Source organism: Dietzia sp. B44 (assembly GCF_014145245.1).
GTDB lineage: Bacteria > Actinomycetota > Actinomycetes > Mycobacteriales > Mycobacteriaceae > Dietzia > Dietzia natronolimnaea.
In genome coordinates this window covers 1-1,709 of the sequence record NZ_JAALEF010000065.1, presented here as the reverse complement: position 1 = coordinate 1,709, position 1,709 = coordinate 1, and the positions used below count along the sequence as shown (strand labels likewise).

Here is a 1,709-nt window from a genome sequence, read left to right as displayed (position 1 = left end):
GGCGCCACCGCTCGCGGCGCCGCCGGTCGCGTCGAGCCCGGCGCGGTCCCGGCCGTCGGGGATCCCCGGGGCATCGGAGTAGGCGGGGTCCAGACCCTCCGGGAGCGTGCGGGAGTCGGTGGCGGTGGGTTCGCCGAGGAAGATCCCCGTCCAGATCTTCAACATGGACAGAAGAGTGAGGATGCTGACCGCCACCGCGACGGCCGCGGCGACGATCTGGCCGGCGTCGAGAGCGGCGATGATCAGGCTGAGCTTGGCCACGAACCCGGAGAAGGGCGGGATCCCGGCCAGCGACATGGCGGAGGCGAAGAAGGCGACCGCGATGAGTGGTTCGGTCTTGGCGAGTCCGGAGAGTTGCCCCAGCCGCCGGGGACCGTAGCGCACCTCGATCGCGCCGATGGCCAGGAACAACGCGGCCTTGACGATCATGTGGTGCAGCAGATAGAAGATGCCGGCGGTGAGCCCCAGTGGGCCGAAAAGGGCGACCCCGAGCAGGATGTACCCGATCTGGCTGACCATGTGGAACGCGAGGATCGAGCGCGGGGCGGCCTCGCCCACCGCGCCGAGCACACCGATCAGCATGGTGGCCGAGAACACCACCACGCCCACCCAGAGGTAGCGCGGGTCCCCGTCGAAGATCACCGCGTAGATGCGGTAGATGGCGTAGATCGCGATCTTGGTGTGCAGGCCGGAGAACATCGCGGTCACGGCGGGGGACATCTTGGGGTAGGCCCGTGCAAGCCACCCGTGCACGGGGACGACGGCGGCCTTGATCGCGAGCGCGAAGAGCACCAGGGCGGTGGCCACGGCCACGCCGGTGTTCTCCGAGGCGGCCCCGTGGAGTTCGGCGATGTTGACGGTTCCCGTCAACCCGTAGATCAGGGCCACGCCGATCAGCAGGATGGTCGAGGCGAGCAGGTTGACCGAGATGTAGAGCCGCGAGGCCGCGACACCGGCCACGCTGGCCCGACCGGACCGGGTGATGATCATGAGCCCGTACGAGGGCAGGAGCATGACCTCGACAAAGACGAAGAAGTTGAACAGGTCCCCCGTAAGCAGGGCCCCGTTGACGCCGGCGGTCACGAGGAGCACCAACGGCGGGTAGAACCTCTTGAACGCCTCCCCGGCCGGGACCGCGAAAGCCGCGCACGTGAGCGTCAGCAGACTCGTCACCGTGAGCATGAGCGCCGAGAACATGTCCAGCACGAACGGGATGGCCACTCCGGGCGCCCACAGGGCGACCTGGTGCACCACGACCGAACCGTCCGACACCCACGCCACGGTGGCGATCGCCGCGACCAGTTGCACCACGAGGACGGCGAACAGGACAGTCAGGACCAGGCGTGTTCTCGAAGCGACGGCTATGAGCAGGCCCGCCGTGAGCAGCGGGATGGCGACGAACAGGGTGAGGACGGACTCCGGCATCATCGGTGGACACCTTCCGCGTCGTGGTTCGCCGGCTCGTCGGGCTCCGGGTCCTCCGGGTGTGCGCCCCCCGGGACCTCCGGGAGGAGGTCCAGGTGGTCGAGGTCGCCCACGTCGGTGTCGTCGTCGTCACCGCCGATCACCGCCAGCACCAGCAGGTAGATCGTGATGGCGAACGCGATGACGATGGCGGTGAGCACGAACGCCTGCGGCAGTCCGTCGGCGGTGAGCGCCGGGTCGGGGTCGGCCACCAGCGGGGCCTCGCGCCGCGACGCGCCGCCGGC

The 1,709-nt window shown here is 69.3% G+C and carries 2 protein-coding genes; both read right to left on the bottom strand.

Features of this window, described 5'->3' with window-relative positions; all coding sequences use genetic code 11:
- The coding region (locus G6017_RS02820) for a monovalent cation/H+ antiporter subunit D family protein (RefSeq protein ID WP_182615841.1) at window positions 1–1,428 on the bottom strand (1,428 nt) is incomplete at its 3' end.
- Window positions 1,425–1,709 (bottom strand): NADH-quinone oxidoreductase subunit K (locus G6017_RS02815; protein WP_182615839.1); only part of this gene is annotated, 285 nt, incomplete at its 5' end. The genes G6017_RS02820 and G6017_RS02815, both read right to left, overlap by 4 nt.